The organism is Actinotalea sp. C106 (assembly GCF_023630195.1).
Taxonomy (GTDB): domain Bacteria; phylum Actinomycetota; class Actinomycetes; order Actinomycetales; family Cellulomonadaceae; genus Actinotalea.
Map to the genome: position 1 here is coordinate 1 of NZ_JALPKN010000470.1, position 1,520 is coordinate 1,520.

General features: G+C 70.7%; 4 protein-coding genes. All 4 read right to left on the reverse strand.

Going from position 1 to position 1,520, the window contains the following annotated elements; all coding sequences use genetic code 11:
* Window positions 1-260 (reverse strand): DivIVA domain-containing protein (locus tag L0B03_RS17695; protein WP_250448309.1); only part of this gene is annotated, 260 nt, incomplete at its 3' end.
* Between the two features lie 148 nt (window positions 261-408).
* Window positions 409-696, reverse strand: a complete 288-nt coding sequence (locus tag L0B03_RS17700; RefSeq protein WP_308200114.1) for a YggT family protein — start codon at window positions 694-696, stop codon at window positions 409-411.
* Between the two features lies 1 nt (window position 697).
* Window positions 698-1,165, reverse strand: coding sequence for a cell division protein SepF (locus tag L0B03_RS17705; RefSeq protein WP_208056942.1), 468 nt, complete (start codon window positions 1,163-1,165; stop codon window positions 698-700).
* A gap of 112 nt (window positions 1,166-1,277) precedes the next feature.
* The coding region (locus L0B03_RS17710) for a laccase domain-containing protein (RefSeq protein ID WP_250448311.1) at window positions 1,278-1,520 on the reverse strand (243 nt) is incomplete at its 5' end.

A 1,520-nucleotide genomic window follows, 5' to 3' on the forward strand; every position in this document is an offset into this window, starting at 1 on the left:
TCGGGCTGCGGGGTGGGCTCAGGCTGCGCGACCGGGGCCGGCGTCTGGGCCTGGCCGCCACCCGCACGGCTCAGCTCGGCGATGCGGCGCTCGGCCGCCGCGAGCTTGCCCTTGAGGTCGTCGTTCTCCGCGGTGACGGACCGCAGCGTGTTGACGACCTCGTCCAGGAAGTCGTCGACCTCGTCCTGGTCGTAGCCCTCGCGGAACTTGGTCGCCTGAAACTTCTTGTTCAGGACGTCGTCTGCGGTCAGCAGAGCCATGGTGTCACCTCGGTTGTTCGTGCTGGTCGGGCCCCGGCAGTCCGCCGACCGCCACGGCTCACGGTAGCGGAGATCAGGCGGAGTGCACGGGCTGGGAACTGCAGGAGCGGGCGTGTCGGCCCATCACAGGGCCTGCGGGCCCCGTGAGTCACAGGAAGGCGAGCACGTTGAGCACGAGCCACCCCGCGAACATCACGATGATGAAGGCGAGGTCCAACCTGATGCCCCCCAGGTTGAGCGGCGGCACGACGCGCCGGACGGCGCGCAGGGGCGGATCCGTCACGGTGTAAGCAGCCTCGGCGACGACCAGCACCACGCCGCGCGGCCGCCAGTCCCGAGCGAAGACCTGGACCCACTCGAACACGAGCCTGACGAACATCAGGAGCAGGAAGGCAAGGACCAGGTAGTAGAGGACCAGGACGACGACGTCGAGCACGTCAGCTCTGGTTGAAGAAGCCGGCGCGGGTCTCGCCGCCGGCGACCTGCTCCTCGCCGGTCACCTCGACGTGCTCCGGGGACAGCAGGAACACCTTGCTCGTGACGCGCTCGATGGCTCCGTGCAGCCCGAAGATCAGGCCCGCCGAGAAGTCGACGAGACGCTTGGCGTCGGCGTCGGTCATCTCCGAGAGGTTCATGATCACCGGAGTTCCCGACCGGAAGGCCTCACCGATCACCCGGGCGTCGTTGTACGAGCGCGGGTGGATCGTGGTGATCCGACGCAGCTCGACGGCCGTGGTCGGGACAGGGCGGGCGACATCACGCCGGATCGGGGTGACCTCGGCCTCGTACTCCTGCGGCACGGCGTACTCCTCGTCGTACTCGTCGACGTACTCGTCGGCCTGACCGTGTCGGTCCTCCTCGGCCAGCCCCAGGTACAGCATCGTCTTGCGCAGCGCTCCGGCCATCGCGGCCTCCTCCCGAGAACGGTCCAGGTGGACCTTCGCCTCAGGGGCGTCGATCCGGTCAGTGCTCACGCTAACCCTCCCGCCGCGCCGCACGCCCGCGACACGCCCAAGGTCACGAGGCGTGCAGCAGCCGCACGACCCCGCCGTGGCGCCCCGTGGGCCGCCCCCCGGGCACGCCGCGGTGCGAGTACCACCGCCGGTCCTCCAGGGTGCAGACGCCGAGGTGACGGACGCTCCGCACCCCTGCAGCGTCGAGCTGCGCCGCGACCCCCGCGGGGAGATCGAGCGCCGCGGTGCCGCGGCGGGTGCGAGACCGGGCCTCCGGCACCACGGCCACCACCTGGGCGGCCAGCTC